The organism is Chitinimonas lacunae, assembly GCF_042650885.1.
In the GTDB taxonomy this organism is placed as follows: Bacteria; Pseudomonadota; Gammaproteobacteria; order Burkholderiales; family Chitinimonadaceae; genus Chitinimonas_A; species Chitinimonas_A lacunae.
Genome location: NZ_JBHSBU010000001.1, coordinates 3132158 through 3148966, shown reverse-complemented (window position 1 = coordinate 3148966; position 16809 = coordinate 3132158). Strand labels below are relative to the sequence as shown.

Genomic DNA, 16809 nt, shown 5'->3' with positions numbered 1-16809 from the left:
GCCGCATTACTGTGGCGGGGAGAGAAAGAGAATGGCTTTCATGGAGAAACTCAAACCGGGCTTCTCGAAACAGGGTGGGAAAGGGGCGGCTGCGCCCGAACCCGCCAAGACTGGCTTCCTCGATACTGTGCTCGGCGCCTTTAAGAAGAAATCCAAAGGCGGCGACGACAAGACCTACGATCCCCTGCGCACGGTATCCATCATCGAGCGCATGCGACCGATGGACGGCGAGGGAGGCGGCTTCAGCCCAATCCCGCTGCTTGGACATCTGCCGGCCAAGCGGCAGATGTCGGTCTTTATCTGGACCATGGTGGCGTCGATCCTGCTGTTCTTCGGCTCGACCTATTTCGCTATCCAGTCGTCCAACCACAGCGCGGTCTACCGGGCAACCTCGACCGAAATGCAGATGTTGTCGCAACGGATGGCGCGTGCTTCGGCCCAGGCCATCCAGGGTAACGACTCGGCCTTCCCGCTGCTGGAGCAGGCCTACAAGAAATTCGATGAAGACCTGAACCTGCTGCTCAGCGGCGGTCCGGGTCTGCCGGCCACTTCGGGTGCCCCGGCCGAGATCCTGCAAAAGATCAAGGCCAACTGGGATGTGAACTTCCGCCCCAACCCGAAGAAGCCGACGGTTGAAACCATCATCAAGCAGAAGGAAACCCTGATCGCGGTGACGAAGAACGTGAGCGCGATCAACAGCAACGATGCCAAGCTGCTTGAACTGACCCAACAGCTGGTGTCGCTGCTCAGCGAATCCAACGCCACCACCCACGAAATCGAACTGGCCAACCAGCAGGTGATGCTGTCGCAGCGGATGGCCAAGAACGCCAACGCCATGTTGGCCGGCGAGATCATCAACCCTGAGGTGGTGTTCTTGCTCGGTAAGGACACCAACACCTTCCGTGACACCCTGGCCGGCATGATCGAAGGCAGCGAGGAACTGCGCATCCCCGCCGCCAAGAGCCCCGAGGTTCGCGAGAAGCTCGAAGAAATCCGCACGATGTTCAAGGATTTCGAAACCGTGGTGGGCGCCTTCTCGCGCAACATGCAGAACCTGGTGAACACCCGTCTTGCCAACCAGACCATCTACAAGGAAAGCGAAAACCTGCTGCGCGACGCCCAGCGCCTGACCGAAGCCTATGAATCGACCGGCGGCGGTGTGGTGGCAACGGTGTTCCAGGTGGCGTTTATTGTGATCGCCCTGCTGGCCCTGTACTTCCTGATCCGGGTGTACAACGCGGAAACCCAACGCCGTCGGGCCGAGATCGAAGCCGAGAACAAGCGTAACCAGGAAGCCATTCTGCGGCTGCTGAACGAAATGTCGGACCTCGCTGACGGTGACTTGACGGTACGCGCCTCGGTGACGGAAGACCTGACCGGCGCTATCGCCGACTCGATGAACTACACCATCGATGAGCTGCGCAACCTGATTATCGGGATTAACCGCGCCACCGAGCAGGTGACGGCGGCCTCCCAACAGGCCCAGGCGATTTCGAGCGAGCTGCTTGAAGCTGCCCAGCGTCAGTCGCAGGAAATCGTCGAGACCAACGAGGTGGTGCAGCAGATTACCCGCTCGATCGGTAATGTGTCCGCCAGCGCCGCCGAGTCGGCCCGTGTGGCCCAGCAGTCGCTCGATGCCGCCCAGAAGGGCGCCAACGCGGTGCAGGACTCGATCAAGGGTATGAATGAAATCCGCGAGCAGATCCAGGAAACCGCCAAGCGGATCAAGCGACTCGGTGAAAGCTCGCAGGAGATCGGTGAAATCGTGGAACTGATTTCCGACATTACCGAGCAGACCAACGTGCTGGCCCTGAACGCTGCCATCCAGGCGGCCTCGGCAGGTGAAGCCGGCCGTGGTTTCACGGTGGTGGCCGAAGAAGTGCAGCGACTGGCCGAACGTTCGGCCGAGGCTACCAAGCAGATCGGTGCGATCGTGAAGACCATTCAGGCCGATACCCACGATGCCGTGGCGGCCATGGAAATCTCGACCCAGGGTGTGGTGGAGGGTGCCAAGCTGTCCGACGCCGCCGGTCAGGCGCTGAGTGAGATCGGCAAGGTGTCGAACGATCTGGCCAACATCATTGCCTCGATTGCCCAGGCAACCCAGTCGCAACGTGCCCTGGCCGATAAGGTGGCCGAATCGATGCAGGACATTCTGCGCATTACCGAGCAGACCACCGCCGGTACCAAGCAGACGGCCGTCCAGATCGGCCAGTTGACCGGTCTTGCTTCCGAACTGAAAGGTTCGGTGGCGGGCTTCAAGCTATAAGGGCGGCGGGACCGCGCCCCATCGCCACTGGCCGACCAGCGAGAACCAAACGTAGCTATGAGCACGCATACCGAATTCGACCTGGGATCGCTGATCTGGGTCAAAGGCGAGATTGACCAAGTCCTGGAACGGGCGCGGGAATGCATCGCCAAGTATGGCAACAGCAATGACGTTGCCGAACTCAAGTTCTGTCAGACCCACCTGCACCAGGTGCGGGGGGCGATCGAAATGGTCGGCCTCGATGGGGCTGCCCGTTTCGCCGAGGAGCTTGAGGTCGCGGTCGGCGCTGTCGAGCGCGGCGAGGCCGATGGAGCGGTCGTATTGCCGGCCGTCGAGATGGCCGGCAAGCAACTGGCTCAATATCTCGAAGCCCTGATCAATGGCGCTGCCGATGTCCCGCTCAAGCTGTTGCCGAGTTACCGCCAGGTACGGCACGCCCGTGGCGAGAAGGAGGCGAGCGGCGCCGATTTGTTCTTCCCCGATCTGACCGGTGAACTGCCGGCCGGGCTGACCGCCGTCAAACTCGACGCAGCGGGCCTCGCTCAATTACTCAAGAACGCTCGCGGCCGTTTCGAAGCGGGCCTGCTCAAATTCCTGCGCGGTCCCAAGGCCGAAGGCGCGCAATGGATGGCCCAGGCGCTGCTCGGGATTGCGCGCAGCCAGTCGGGCAGCCTGCAACGCGGCTTCTGGTGGGCGGCATCGGCCTTTGCCGAGGGCCTGGCCGACAATACCGTCGGTCTCGACCTTAACCAGCAGCAACTGCTGACCCGTATCAATCTACAGATTCGTCGTCTGACCGAAGGCGGCGGCAAGGTGGCCGAGCGGCTGTTCCGCGACGTGCTCTACGCCGTGGCCCATATGCAGACGCGCAGCCCGCATTGCCAGGGCGTGCGCAAGGCCTTCGCCCTCGACGAACTCAAACCGCAACGCAACCTCACCGACGACGCCGAGCAGCTGGCCAAGAAACAGTTGGCCCGCGAACTCCGCGATATCGTCAACCACGCCAAGGATAGCTGGGCCCGCTTCAATAGCGGCGGCGCCGACCGCCTGCCGGTATTTCGCGAACAGCTGGCCGAACTGGCCAAACGCGGCAAGCAACTGGCCTTGCCGGGCTTTGACAATCTGATCGAAGCACTGGGCCGGGTGGTCGCCAATCTGGGCGGCAACCCCAACGAAGCCGCTGCGCTCGAAGTGGCGACCGCCCTCTTGCTGGTGGAGAACGCCGTACTGGTCTACCCCGAACAGTCGGCCGATTTCCCGCAGCAGGCGGCAGCGATGGTCAAGCGCCTGACTGCCGGCGCCAGCGCCGCGCCCGAAGTGACCCTGCTCGACGAAGTGTCGCGCCGGGCTCAGGAGCGCATGCTGGTGTCGCAGGTGGCCCAGGAAATCCAGGCCAATCTGCGCCAGATCGAACAAATCCTCGACACCTTCTTCCGCGACCCGGCCACCCGGGGCGAGCTGGCCAGCATCGAAGGACCGATGCGGCAGATCCGCGGCGCCCTGACCATGCTCGACGAGCAGGCAGCCGCCGAGATTATCGACGCCAGCGCCATCGTGGTCAGCAAATGCCAGGAAGAAGGCTATCAAGCCTCGGTCGAAGAGCTGGAGTTCCTGGCCGAGTCGCTGTCCACCCTGGGTTTCTATATCGACGCGCTGCAACGCGAGGAAAGCGATCGCGCCAAGATCCTCCATCCAGTGCTGCGTCGTCTCAAGGGCGAATTCTTCGAGGAGCCGAGCGCACCCGAAGAAGAAGCTGCGCTCGAAGTCGAACCGCCGGTACTCGCGCCCAGCCCGGCTGCCGCGCCGGCACCCGCCGCAGAACCGCAGGCAGTCGCCAGTCCGACCCCAGCGCCGCAACCGGTGCCGGCAGTCGCCGCGCCCGCCAGTGGTGCACCGCTGCCGGTCAGCGATGCAGCGGTCGATGCCGAACTGCTCGAGGTCTATCTCGAAGAAGCTGTCGAAGTGCTGGCCAATATCGCGGAAAACCTGGAAACCGTGCGCGAGCAGCCAGGCAACCGCGACGCCATGACGGTAATCCGCCGCAGCTTCCACACCCTCAAGGGTTCGGGCCGGATGGTCGGCCTGAATAATCTGGGCGAGGTGGCCTGGGCGGTCGAGCAGGTCATGAACAAGTGGTTGCAGGATGAGCGGCGCGCCGGCCCCGGTCTGCTGCAATTGATCGAAATGGCCCATGCCGGTTTCTCTGGCTGGGTGGAACAGCTCCAGGCCAGCGGCGAAGCCCAGGTCGAAGCCAGCGCCCTGATGGCCCTGGCCGAAGACCTCAAGAACGGGGTCGATCCGCTGGTCGATGCCGCACCGGCCGCTGTCGCTGTCGAAGCGACCCCAGCTGTCGAGCCTGCGCCATCGGTCGAACTCGACCTGGCGCTCGACCACGAAGCGGCCGACAGCGCCGAACTACAGATCGGCCCGGTGTCGATCTCGCGGGCCCTGTTTGGCATCTTCCTTGATGAGGCGCACAAGCACTTCTCGACCCTGAATCACGCCTACGCCGATTTCCGCAGCCAGGGCGCGGTCGACAAGTCCTTTGTCCATGCTGCCCATACCCTGTGCGGCATCGCCAATACCACCGGCTTCTACCAGTTGGGCGAACTGGGCTATGCCATCGAGCAGGTGCTGGTGTGCTACGACCGCCACCAACTCACGCCCGAGCAGACCGATCTGGCCAATATCGCCGTGGCGATCGATCAGGTCGGCGCCATGCTGGGCCGGATTTCGAGCCACGCCTTCCCCGAGGCCGAGCCGGCCACCGTGGCCACCTTGCAGGCACTGGGTCAGCGCCTCAAGGCGCAGGGCGAAGCCAACAAGGCTGCCCAGCCCCAGCCGGCCATGTCGCCGATGGATGCCGATTCGACCTTCGGCCTGTCGCTCGATTTCGTCGAAACGCCGAGCAAGGCCGAGGTGGTCGAACTCGCTCCGTTCGATCTGAGCCCGGCCCCGGCTGCCGATACCGCGCCTGCGCTGGACCTCGATCTCGACCTCGGTACGGCGCCTGCACCGGCACTCGATCTGTCGCTGGCCGACGAGTCGGCTCCGCCCAAGCGTCCGGCTGACGAGCCGCCCATGCTCGATCTGGGTCTGGACCTGTCGGAGACGACCCCGGCTCCCGCCCTGTCGCTCGATCTCGACCTGCCGAGCACCACGGCTGAAGAAGTGGTGGCGACGGCCCCGGCCGATACCCTCGACCTGTCGCTTGATTTCGATACCCCGGCTACTGCACCCACTCCGACGCCTGCGCCTGAACTGTCGCTTGACCTCGACATCCCGGCTGTCGAAGCGGAAGAAGTGGTCGTGGCCACCGCGCCCGTTGAAGAACCCGACCTGTCGCTCGACCTTACCATCCCGGCTGCCGAAGCCGAGGAAGTGGTCGCCACGGCCCCGGTCGAAGAACTCGATCTGTCGCTCGATCTCGAAGCGCCGGCCGTCCAGACCGAAGAAGTGGTCGTGGCAGCGGCCCCGGCTGAAGAGCTCGATCTGTCGCTCGACCTTGAACCGGCTGCGGACGCCGAAGTAGTTGTGGCCACGGCGCCTGCCGAAGAACTCGACCTGTCGCTCGACCTTGAGCCCGCGGCAGAAGCCGAGGTGGTTGTGGCGACGGCGCCTGCCGAAGAACTTGATCTGTCGCTCGACCTTGAGCCCGCTGCGGACGCTGAAGTGGTTGTGGCGACGGCGCCTGCCGAAGAACTTGATCTGTCGCTCGACCTGGAGCCGACTGCGGACGTTGAAGCTGTCGTGGCGCCGGCGCCTGCCGAAGAACTCGACCTGTCGCTCGACCTTGAACCGGCGGCAGAAGCCGAAGTGGTCGTGGCCACGGCGCCAGCCGAAGAACTCGACCTGTCGCTCGATCTCGAACCGGCGGCAGAAGCCGAAGTGGTCGCGGCGACGGCGCCGGCTGAAGAACTCGATCTGTCGCTCGACCTGGAGCCCGCGGCAGAAGCCGAAGTGGTGGCAGCCACGGCCCCAGCCGATGAGCTGGACCTTTCGCTCGATCTTGATATGCCGGCTGAAGAAGCCGTGGTCGCGCCGGCCCTCGCTGAGGAAACGGCCGATCTGGTCCTTGAGACGGATGAGCCGCTGACCGAAGAAGAACTGATCGGCGTGCCGACCGGTATCGAAGTCGAACCTGCGCCCGAATCGCTGCCGCCTTCGGCCATGGCGCCCGTGCCCGCCCCTGTGGTGGCCCCGCCTGTGGTGGCCCCGCCTGTGGTGGCCCCGCCGGTATCGGAAATCGTGGTGCCGGCTGCGACTGTGGCCGAATTGGCCCGGGTGGCACCGGCTCCGATCGATGTCAGCGAAGACATCGATATCGATATCGAACTCGACGAAGCCGATCTGGCCGCTCAGCCTGAACAGCCCAGCGCCTTTGCCGAACCTTCGCTCAATGAGGCCGATGGGGTCGGCAGCGTCGGTTCGCTGATCTCGACCGATAGCCGACTGGCCGAAATCACGGTCCAGGATGAAATCGACGAGCAGTTGCTGCCCATCTTCGAGGAAGAGGCGCAGGAGCTGCTGCCGCAGATCAGTACCGATCTGCGCGTGCTGTCGGAAGACCCGAATGCCAAGGGTTCGCTCGATTCGCTGCGTCGTCTGCTGCACACCCTGAAGGGCAGCGCCCGGATGGCCGGTGCAATGCGGCTAGGTGAAGCCACCCACAATATGGAAACCCGGCTGATCAACGCCGGTGAGCATCTGCTGCCCGAGCTGGTGGAAGAACTCGACGCCGACTTCGATCTGGTGAACGAGCTGTACGACCGCCTGATCCACGGCGAGCCGGCTGCTCCCGCCGCGCCCGAAGCCGGCACCCAACCGGCCCAGGCTGCTGCGGCCGGTGCGCGTGCGGCGCCCGCTCAGGCGGCGCTCGGTCTGGTTGACCCTGAAGCGGCCAAGGCCAGTATCCGGGTGCGTGCCGATCTGGTGGACCGTCTGGTCAACCAGGCCGGTGAAGTGTCGATCGCCCGCTCGCGTATCGAAGCCGAAATGCTGGCGCTCAAGCAGTCGCTGACTGAACTGACCGATAACGTCGGCCGCTTGCGTACCCAGCTGCGCGAGATCGAAATCCAGGCCGAATCGCAGATGCAATCGCGCCTGAGCCACAGCACCGACGAGATGGGCTTCGACCCGCTCGAATTCGACCGCTTCACCCGTCTGCAAGAACTGACCCGCTTTATGGCGGAGAGCGTCAACGACGTCGGCACGATCCAGCACAACCTGCTGAAGAACTTCGACGAATCGGCTGCCGCGCTGCAACAGCAGGCGCGCATGACCAAGGACCTGCAACAGGAACTGATGCGGGTTCGCATGGTGCCGTTCTCTTCGGTGTCCGAGCGTCTGTACCGGCTGGTGCGTCAGACCGGTAAGGAAACCGGCAAGAAGGTCAACCTGGAAATCCGTGGTGGCCGCGTCGAGATCGACCGTTCGGTGCTGGAAAAGATGGTGTCGCCGTTCGAGCATATGCTGCGCAACGCCATCGACCATGGCCTGGAAAGGCCCGATGCCCGCTTGCAGCAAGGCAAGAACGAGTTCGGTGAAATCGTGGTCGAGGCGCGTCAGGAAGGTAATGAACTGGTCCTGACCCTGCGCGACGACGGGGCCGGTCTCAATATCGAGCGTCTGCGCCAGAAAGGTATCGAGCGCGAGCTGATCCGGGCCGACGAGCAGTACAGCGACGCCCAGATCATGCATCTGATCTTCGAAGCCGGCTTCTCCACCGCCAGCGCCGTGACCCAGCTGTCGGGCCGTGGCATCGGCATGGACGTGGTCAAGACCGAGATCGAAGACCTGGGCGGCCGGATCGAAGTGACTTCGCAAGCCGGTCAGGGCACGGTGTTCGTGATCCATCTGCCGCTGACTCTGGCCGTTACCCAGACCGTGCTGGTCAAGGTGGCCGGCAAGAACTACGCCATTCCCTCGGTGATGGTCGAGCAGGTACAGGAACTGAAGCTCGAAGTGCTGGAGAAGCTGTATCAGAGCCGGCGCCTTGAATGGATGGGCAATATCTACCCCTTCCACTACCTGCCGCGCCTGCTGGGCGACAACGAACACCAGCCCGAGCAGAAGCGCTACAACACCGTCCTGCTGCTGCGCAGCGGCGTGCAGCGCATCGCGCTCCACGTCGATGAACTGGTGCGTAACCAGGAAGTGGTGGTGAAGAACATCGGCCCGCAACTGGTGCGGGTGGCCGGTGTCGGTGGCGCGACCGTGCTCGGTAACGGTGAGATCGTGCTGATCCTCAACCCGCTGCAACTGTCGCAACGCCGGATGGAAACCCCGGTTGCCGATTTCGACGTCGCCATGGCCGCCGCCCAGCCCGCTGCCGAGGAGCTGATGCAGGCGCCGGTGGTGATGGTGGTCGACGATTCGCTGACGGTGCGCAAGATCACCGGTCGTCTGCTGGCGCGCGAAGGCTATCAGGTCGAAACGGCCAAGGACGGTATCGATGCCCTGCAACAACTGCAAGACATCAAACCGGCCGTGATGCTGCTCGACGTCGAAATGCCCCGGATGGACGGTTTCGAACTGACCCGCAATATCCGCTCCAACCCCGGTACTCGCGATATTCCGATCATCATGATCACCTCGCGTACCGCCGATAAGCACCGCAACTACGCGCTGGAACTGGGCGTCAATGTCTTCCTCGGCAAGCCCTATCAGGAAGACGAGCTGCTCGAACATATCCGGCGCCTGATCGGTGGCGAAGTGGCTGCACTGCACTAAGCTGCCTTGTTGGCCAACAACAAACCCCGTCTGCAAGGACGGGGTTTTTGTTTGGCAGATAGATGACCATTTTGGATATTTTTGTCCTGTCATCTTGCAAATATTTTGCACAAAAGTTTTATCAGGCCAATTCCAGCGATCCAAGTCTCCCCTTTGCAACGGCTCCTCCCCTTCTCCACAAGACCTCACTTCAAAGCCCGTGCCAGAAGGCGGTCTGGCGGTCGTGGACACGCGGTAAAGCGAGGCGCTACCGCTGCGTCCGCCTTGTGCCTCGTCATCGTATGATCCGCTTTGCCGCGATGGACCTGCTTATCAACCGGGACAATCCACCATGAATCTGACCCTCCGGCCTGAAACGGCCAGTGATGCCGAGTCGATCGGCCATTTGACCGCGGCGGCGTTCCGCGATCTGCCGTATTCGAGCCATACCGAGCAATTCATCGTCGCGGCCCTGCGCCGGGCCGGGCAGTTGACGGTTTCGCTGCTGGCCGAAGAGGACGGGGTGATCGTCGGCCATGTGGCGATTTCGCCGGTGACGATTTCTTCGGGTGCTGCGGGCTGGTATGGCCTGGGGCCGATTTCGGTCGCGCCGGCGCGGCAGCGACAAGGCATCGGTTCCCAATTGATGGCAGCAGCCCTGGCTGAATTGCGTGGGCGCGGGGGACGCGGTTGCGTGCTGCTGGGAGATCCGGCCTATTACGCACGTTTCGGCTTCAGGCACCAGCCGGGGCTGGAGCTGCCCGGTGTGCCGCAGCAGTATTTCCAGGCGCTGTCGTTCAGCGAGGAGTGGCCGCTTGGGACGGTGCAGTATCACCGGGCGTTTGCGGCGACCGCTTAGTGCAGTGCCGGAAAATGTGGCGTCCAGGCGTCCGGACACAAAGTGTCAGGCCCAGGCCCTTCCGTGAGCGGCGCGGACGAGTCTGATGCAAATGGCGCGCTGCGAGCGCATTTCCAGCCAAAGCGGCGTCAGCGTATCCGGACCGCAAGGCGCAGGCGTACAGCGCTCCAGCAGGCTTGGCGGCGACCGGGTTAAATGCAAATGTGCTGGGTGGAGGCGGGGACGCTGTGCTGGAGGCTGAAGCGGCAGGAGAAAGCAAAAACCCCGCTGCTACGGCGGGGTTTTCTGTGGGCCAGGGCTGTGGATCGTCAGCTTTGGCCTGACCGGCGGTTTACGCCTTGAAGCGCGACTCGGCCACCCGGTCGGCGACCACGCTGGTCGGCAGTTGCTCGCGGTCGGCGCGTTGGAACACTTCGGTCAGGGTATCGGCGATACGGCAGACATGGCCTTCGATTTCGCTGTCCGGTTTCTGGAAGTATTCGTAGCAGACCTTGATGATGCCACCGGCGTTGATCACGAAATCCGGCGCGTACAGGATGCCGCGCTGACGCAGCTTGTCGCCGATATCGGGCGTGGCGAGCTGGTTGTTGGCAGCGCCGGCCACGATCTTGGCGCGCAGGCGGCCCAGCGTGTCTTCGTTGAGAGTGGCGCCGAGCGCGCACGGGGCGTAGATATCGGCTTCGACATCGTAGATCGAATCGACCGGCACCACTTCGGCGCTCAGTTCGCTGCGGGCGCGCTCCAGCGCACCCTGGTCGATATCGGCCACCACCAGACGGGCCCCGGCTTGGCGCAGACGGCGGGCGTAATCGAAACCGACATGGCCAAGCCCTTGCAGCGCCACGATCAACCCTTCGAGGCTGTCGCGCTTCAGATGGTGGCGGACGGCTGCCTGGGCGCCGACAAAGCAGCCCAGCGCCGTAAACGGCGAGGGGTCGCCGCTGTCGCCCAGGCCGGCGACAAAGCTGGTGCGGCGGGCGACATGGGCCATATCGGCCGGGCTGGTGCCGACATCCTCGGCCGTGACATAGCGGCCACCCAGGCGCTCCAGCGCTTCACCGAGCGCTTCGAACAGCGCCGGGGTCTTGTCGGTCTTGGGATTGCCAAGAATCACGGTCTTGCCGCCGCCGATCGGCAGGCCGGCGACAGCATTTTTGTAGGTCATTCCGCGCGACAGGCGCAGGGCATCGACGAGGGCGGCGCGTTCGTTGACGTATTCCCACATCCGGCAGCCGCCCATGGCCGGGCCGAGATGCGTGTTGTGGATGGCAATGATGGCCTTGAGGCCGCTGCGCGGCTCGCTGGCGAAGACGACCTGTTCGTGGGCGTCGTAATTGATATCGCTGAAGACGAAGGCGGTCATGCGTGCACTCCACGCGGGGTCCGCCGACGCGAAGGAAGGTTGGGCATGGCGAAACATCCGCAAAAAATCGTGTTTTCCGGGATGCGCCGACCCGGATGGGGCCGACGCGACAAGGCCGGCGATTGTGTCGCCGATCAGCCCTGCATCGTAGCCGCCCACTGACGCCGCGCCAAGGCACGCCGCAGCAAAAATGCCGTTCTCTGGACGAATGAATCGTTTTATGCAAAACACTCGCTAGAACCGGTTCATAGTCCATTCGATTTGGAATGAATCCATACGGCTGAGCTGAGGCGGCCCGTTCGTCGCCCCTGCTACAATCGGCGCCATGCCTGATTTTCGACCTACCCTGGTCCGCGTGCTGTGGCTGCGCTGGATCACCTTATCGCTCCATCTGGGCGCCGCTGTGCTGGCCATCTGGGGCTTTGGCCTGGTTCTGCCGTGGCCGGGTCTGCTGCTCAATGCCGTGGCGCTGGCCGTCTATGGCCTGGCGACGCTGGTCCGGCTGCGACTGGCGCCGCGTTTTCCGGTGCCGGCAGCCGAAGTCGGGCGCCAACTGGCGGTCGATCTGGTTGGCCATGCGGTCTGGCTGTATTTTCTGGGCGGCGCGACCAATCCGTTGACTGCCTGGTTTCTGCTGCCGCTGGCAATTGCTGCCGCCAGCCTGCCTTCGCGCCAGGTGTGGCTGCTGACCGGTCTGACCGTGGTCGCCTACAGCCTGCTGCTGACTTTCTATCTACCGCTGCCCATTCCCGATGCCGCCCTGGCGCAGGCTTTCTATCTGCACACCCTCGGCATGTGGCTCGCTTTTGTCGGCGCGGCCCTGATCCTGGCGGGACTGGTGGCGCGGATCGGCCGCCAGTTGCGCGAACGTGAAGCTGAGCTTGCTGGCGCCCGCGAGGCGGCATTGCGTGATCAGCAACTATTTGGCATCGCCCTGCAAGCGGCCGGCGCGGCACACCGGCTCGGCACGCCGCTGGCGACGCTGACCTTGCTGGTCGATGAATTGCGGCACGAGCATGCGGCGCAGCCCACGCTCAAAGCCGATCTCGACCTGATGGCCGAGCAATTGGCCGCCTGCCGGGGCGAACTGGCGCGACTGCGCGCCGATGGCGACGTCCCGGTGCCCCGACCGGCCGATCAGGCCGTGCGTGAACTCCTGGACGACTGGCGTCTGGTGCGCCTGCAGGTGCAAGCCGAACTGAGCCTGCCGCCCGGGGCTGCCCCCGCCGTGGCCTGGGGCTTTGCGCTGCGCCAGGCATTGCTCAATCTGCTCGATAACGCCGCTGATGCCAGTCCCGACTGGCAGGGACTGCAGCTTGACTGGGCGGCAGACCGCATTGTGCTGGCAGTCGAGGACGCCGGGCCGGGTTTCGACGGTCGGGTAGTGGAGCGGCAAGGCTTGGGCGTCGGCGTCGCCCTGGCCGTTTCGGCCATCGAGCGGGCCGGCGGTCGGGTGGCCTGGCTGGCCCGGCCCGGTGGCGGCACCCGGGTCGAGGTCGAATTACCGTCGAGGGAGGCGCGATGAGCCAAACACTTCTGATCGCCGATGACGATCCGGCGCTGGCCCAGGTGCTGGCGCGTGCCTTGGGGCGGCGCGGGTTTACGGTCAGCGTGGCGGGCGACATGGCCGCGGCCCTGGCGCTGGTGCAAGCCGAGGCGCCAGTCTGTGCGGTGGTCGATCTCAAGTTCGGCGCCGAGTCGGGCCTGCGGCTGATCGAAGCGCTCCATCGGCACCATCCCGCCTGCCGCATCGTGATGCTGACCGGTTACGCCAGCATCGCCACCGCCATCGAGGCGATCAAGCTGGGGGCGGTCCACTATCTGGCCAAGCCTGCCAGCGCCGATGAGATCGTGGCGGCATTCGAGCGCCAGAACGGCGATGCCGGGGTGCCCGTCACGGCGCAGCCGCTCAGCGTCGAGCGGCTCGAATGGGAACATATCCAGAAGGTGCTGAGCGAGCACGACGGCAATGTCTCGGCCACGGCCCGCGCCCTCAATATGCATCGGCGCACCCTGCAACGAAAACTGGCCAAGCGTCCGAGTCCCAATCCGCCGCCGCGCGTTTGAGCGGGCTTCCAAGGTAGAATGCCGGGTCGCCAGCAGGAAGCCTGTCATGCCCGTCTTTTCCGTTCTCGACCAGTTGATTGCCACGGTTCGTGAAGTCGCCCGCACCGAGGTGATGCCGCGTTTTCTGCGTGTCGGCGCCAATCGCAAGGATGACGGTACGCTGTTCACCGAAGCCGATGTCGAATGCCAGCGCGCGCTCGAGCGCCGTCTGCCGGCTATCGTTCCCTGTCCGGTGCTGGGCGAGGAGATGAGCGAAGAGGAGCAGCTGGCGCTATGGGACAACCACGACAAGCTGTGGGTGATCGACCCGATCGACGGTACCACCAATTTTGTCCATGGCCTGCCGTATTTCGCGGTATCGGTCGCCCTGATGCAGAACGGCCGGCCCTTATTGGGGGTGATCTATAACCCGATCGCCGACGAGATGTTCCATGCCGAACTGGGCCAGGGCGCGTATCTCAACGGTCAGCGGCTGCCGCTCAAGCGCCATGTGCCACAGATGGCCGAGGCGATTGCTGGGGTCGAGGTCAAATGGCTGGGTGGGCGTCTGCCGCAGCGGCTGGCCTCGGTGGCGCCGTTCGGCAGCCAGCGCAATCTCGGGGCGTCCACGCTCGATTGGTGCTATATCGCGGCCGGCCGCTTCGACCTGTATGTCCACGGCGGTCAGCGGCTGTGGGATTACGCCGCCGGCTGCCTGATGCTGACCGAGGCCGGCGGCCGGATGACCAGCCTCTACCACGACGATTACTGGGACGATGATGTATGGCAGCGCTCGGTGATCGCCGCGCTCGACCCCAGCCTGTTCTCGCAGTGGCTCAAGTGGGTCAAATACAATCTGTGAAATGCGGCCGCTCAGCGGCCGTTTTTCATTGAGCCGGACCATTGGTCATCAGTCTGATGATCGGATAGACTGGAAATAAGAGATATTTATTTTCTTTATTTTTCAGCATTGAACCTTGCAGATATTTTGCAGAATATTTTCCTTTATTCTGCATTTCCCTATTTCTCCAGTCTCCGCCTCCTCTTGCTCCACAATGGTGCATTGGCGCATCGAGCGTCTGGTCCTTTCTGCGTGGGCGGTTCGTTTGTCCGGACATCGAAGCTCGCCATATCCCGTCTTTCTCCATGGTGATGACACTGCTGCCGCCTGACTGGCAAATCGGTGTTTTGTAAAACAAAGAGACATTACGTGTCGGCGAATTTTCTGATGAATCAGGCAAATATAAAAAACATGCTTGATTTGCACCAGGAATTCTCCTCCTCGCCCGGTTGATTTCCCTGTCGCGCTTTTGTTGTCGCTAAGGTGCAACAACGGCCAGACCGTCAAGCAAGCGCTTATCAGGCTGGCTGCGGCATAGAGAGCATTTGCTCTGATTGGACAAAAATAAATCGAGCGTTTGCTCTATGCGTTGCTGATCTTTGCTGCTAGCTTTGCCCCTGTCGTCACCGACGGCCGATGGATCGACAGTGAAAAACAGAGGAGACAAAGCATGAAACGCATCGCCGCAATGCTGCTGGTAGCTGGTCTGGCCTGTGCCCCTGCCAATGCCTGGTTCTGGTCGTCCCCGACGCCGGCGAACTACACCCAGACCAAATATCCGATCGTGCTGGTACATGGCCTGTTTGGCTTCGATCAGGCACTTGGGGTCGATTACTTCTATCGGATTCCGGCCGAATTGCAGAAAGACGGCGCCAAGGTCTATGTGGCCCAGGTATCGGCGGTCAACAGCAGTGAAGAGCGCGGCGAGCAGTTATTGCGGCAGGTGAAGGAAATCCTGGCCATCACCGGCGCCAAGAAGGTCAATCTGATCGGCCACAGCCACGGCGGCCCGACCATCCGTTATGTCGCCTCGGTGCGGCCCGATCTGGTGGCGTCGGCCACCAGCGTGGGCGGGGTCAACAAGGGTTCGCCGATTGCCGACATCGTGCGCAAGACGGCGCCCAGCGGTTCGGTATCCGAAACCATCGCCGCGGGCCTTGCCAAAGGGCTCGCCGGCCTGATCAGCCTCGCTTCGGGCGGACGCGATCTGCCGCAGGACCCGCTCAAGGCGCTCGAATCGCTGACCACCCAGGGCATGGCCAAATTCAACAGCAAATATCCCGAGGGATTGCCGAGCAGCGCCTGCGGCGAAGGGGCTTATGAGGCTCGCGGCGTGCGCTATTACTCCTGGACCGGCAGCAGCGCCTATACCAATGTGTTCGATCCGGCCGATGCGCCGCTTGGCCTGATCTCGCTGGCGATGAGCGAGAGCAGCGACGGCCTGGTGCCGGTATGCAGCACCCATCTGGGCCAGGTGATCCGCAACAACTACAGGATGAATCATCTGGACGAGATCAACGGCTTCTTCGGCATCGTCCATCTGTTTGAGACCAGCCCGGTCACGGTGTACCGCGAGCACGCCAACCGTCTGCGGAACGCCGGACTGTGATCAACCGTCACGCCTTCACCGCGGCGGCGGCCGCCGCGCTGCTCGGTGCCGGGGCCGTGCTGCTGTGGCGGCCGGCCGAGCCGCCGGCCATCAATGCCACGGTGGAATTCGCCCCGTCGCTGCGTGGCACCACGGTGGACGGCCAGGCCCGGCAGGAAGGCGGCCGACTGGTGGTCGACGACCGCTTGCGCGAGCTGTTCGACTATTACCTGTCGAGCTACGGCGAGCGCAGCCTGGAACAGATCGAGACCGAGATCGGCGCCGAACTCGACCGCCGGCTGCCACCTGAGGCGGCAGCCGAGGCGCGGCGCGTGCTCAAGCGCTATTTGGCCTTCAAGCGGGCCCTGGTTGCGCTCGATCAGGACCCGAAGCTGGCCGGCAATGGACTCGATGCCATCCAGGCCAGACTTGATGCGGTTGCCGCCCTGCGGGCCCAGTTCTTCAGTCCCGCCGAGGCGCGTGCGATGTTCGGGCTGGAGGAGTCCTATGCCCGCGATGCGCTGGCCCGGCTGCGGGTGCAGCAGGACAGCAGCCTGAGCCCGAGCGAGCGGGCCCGCCAACTGGCCGAGCTCGATGCAGCGGCGGCACCGGAAATCCGGCTGGCGCGTCAGGCGCCGATGCAGCAGGCCAATCTGGCCCAGGCGGTCGAAGCGGCCCGGGCGCGCGGGGCCGATGCCGCGGAAATCCACCGGCTGCGCAGTGCCAATGTCGGGGCTGCCGCAGCCGACCGGCTGGCCGTGCTCGACCGTGAAGAGGCGGCCTGGCAGCAGCGCATCACCACCTGGCGTGCCGATCGCGAGCGCATCCTGGCCGATCCGAGCCTCGATGCCGCCACGCGCGAGGTGCAGCTACGCCGGCTCGACGACGAGCGTTTTTCGGCCGACGAACAGCGCCGACTGGCGGCCTATGCTGCGGCAGAATCCACCACAGCAAAATAATATGCAAAATAGGTTCTAGACCTGTAGGGGCAAATGTCAGGAATCTAATAATTACTGCTGAAACCTTGCGGACCGGCCAACCATGCCGGTCCTTTTTTATGGCCGACCCGACTGGTAGTGCGGCTCAAGTTTTGCCGTTGAGCTGTCTGTAACAAAACTACTTTTTTGCTGGC

At 63.6% G+C, this 16809-nt stretch carries 10 protein-coding genes; 8 read left to right on the top strand and 2 right to left on the bottom strand.

The window, feature by feature from the left end; all coding sequences use genetic code 11:
* Positions 1 to 40 precede the first annotated feature (40 nt).
* From ACFOW7_RS13520 to ACFOW7_RS13510, 3 genes are all read left to right on the top strand, one after another.
* Positions 41 to 2269, top strand: a complete 2229-nt coding sequence (locus ACFOW7_RS13520) for a methyl-accepting chemotaxis protein (protein ID WP_378165098.1) — start codon at positions 41 to 43, stop codon at positions 2267 to 2269.
* Between the two features lie 57 nt (positions 2270 to 2326).
* Positions 2327 to 9001 carry a hybrid sensor histidine kinase/response regulator gene (locus tag ACFOW7_RS13515; protein ID WP_378165096.1) on the top strand — a complete coding sequence of 2225 codons (6675 nt, stop codon included), beginning with the start codon at positions 2327 to 2329 and terminating at the stop codon, positions 8999 to 9001.
* A gap of 331 nt (positions 9002 to 9332) precedes the next feature.
* A complete protein-coding gene (locus ACFOW7_RS13510; RefSeq protein WP_378165094.1) occupies positions 9333 to 9839 on the top strand; it encodes a GNAT family N-acetyltransferase in 507 nt (168 codons plus the stop codon).
* Between the two features lie 331 nt (positions 9840 to 10170).
* Here ACFOW7_RS13510 and ACFOW7_RS13505 read toward each other — a convergent pair whose 3' ends face one another.
* On the bottom strand, positions 10171 to 11202 hold the full coding sequence (locus tag ACFOW7_RS13505) for a Glu/Leu/Phe/Val family dehydrogenase (RefSeq protein WP_378165092.1): 1032 nt from the start codon (positions 11200 to 11202) through the stop codon (positions 10171 to 10173).
* A gap of 325 nt (positions 11203 to 11527) precedes the next feature.
* Here ACFOW7_RS13505 and ACFOW7_RS13500 point away from each other — a divergent pair, with 325 nt between their 5' ends.
* The 3 genes from ACFOW7_RS13500 to ACFOW7_RS13490 are packed head-to-tail and all read left to right on the top strand — an operon-like array spanning position 11528 to position 14110.
* A complete protein-coding gene (locus ACFOW7_RS13500; protein ID WP_378165090.1) occupies positions 11528 to 12727 on the top strand; it encodes an ATP-binding protein in 1200 nt (399 codons plus the stop codon).
* On the top strand, positions 12724 to 13269 hold the full coding sequence (locus ACFOW7_RS13495) for a response regulator transcription factor (protein WP_378165089.1): 546 nt from the start codon (positions 12724 to 12726) through the stop codon (positions 13267 to 13269). The genes ACFOW7_RS13500 and ACFOW7_RS13495 overlap by 4 nt, the downstream gene beginning before the upstream one ends.
* Positions 13270 to 13315: 46 nt before the next feature.
* Positions 13316 to 14110 (top strand): inositol monophosphatase family protein, encoded by a 795-nt coding sequence (locus tag ACFOW7_RS13490; RefSeq protein ID WP_378165087.1) that lies wholly within the window; start codon positions 13316 to 13318, stop codon positions 14108 to 14110.
* Positions 14111 to 14135: 25 nt separating this feature from the next.
* Here the strand turns inward: ACFOW7_RS13490 and ACFOW7_RS13485 are convergent, their stop codons facing one another.
* Positions 14136 to 14366 (bottom strand): hypothetical protein, encoded by a 231-nt coding sequence (locus ACFOW7_RS13485; RefSeq protein ID WP_378165086.1) that lies wholly within the window; start codon positions 14364 to 14366, stop codon positions 14136 to 14138.
* Positions 14367 to 14759: 393 nt separating this feature from the next.
* Between ACFOW7_RS13485 and ACFOW7_RS13480 the strand changes: the two genes are divergently transcribed.
* Complete coding sequence (locus ACFOW7_RS13480) at positions 14760 to 15698, top strand: lipase family alpha/beta hydrolase (protein WP_378165084.1); 939 nt, start codon at positions 14760 to 14762, stop codon at positions 15696 to 15698.
* Positions 15695 to 16636 (top strand): lipase secretion chaperone, encoded by a 942-nt coding sequence (locus ACFOW7_RS13475; protein ID WP_378165082.1) that lies wholly within the window; start codon positions 15695 to 15697, stop codon positions 16634 to 16636. The genes ACFOW7_RS13480 and ACFOW7_RS13475 overlap by 4 nt, the downstream gene beginning before the upstream one ends.
* Positions 16637 to 16809 lie beyond the last annotated feature (173 nt).